The following is a 359-nucleotide window of genomic DNA, read 5'->3' on the forward strand; positions in this document are numbered from 1 at the left end:
TGCATCACCCCCTGCTGGCGTCCGACCTTCCACCACTGGCGCAGCAACAAGAGCAGGTCTTGCGACAGCATGGCGTTGCGATACCGTCCGCCCTTGCCGCGCTCGACGCGCAGCAGCATGCGCTCGCTGTCGACGTCGGCGACCTTCAGCGTCGACACCTCCGCGACGCGCAGGCCCGCACCATAGGCGACCGACAACGCGGCCTGGTGCTTGAGGCAGGTGGTGGCGTTGAGGAGACGGGCGACCTCGTCGCGGCTGAGGACCACGGGCAGCTTGCGCGGATGCGCCAGACGAACGAGCTTGCGCGCCAGATCGGGACGATCGACCGTATGCGTGAAGAAGAAGCGCAGCGCCGACAC

The 359-nt window shown here is 67.7% G+C and carries 1 protein-coding gene; it reads right to left on the reverse strand.

All coding sequences use genetic code 11. The features are described 5' to 3' along the window. A partial coding sequence (locus AC0L3I_RS37020) for a tyrosine-type recombinase/integrase (protein ID WP_473530243.1) occupies positions 1–359 on the reverse strand: 359 nt, incomplete at both ends.

The organism is Mesorhizobium sp. WSM4840 (assembly GCF_055811755.1).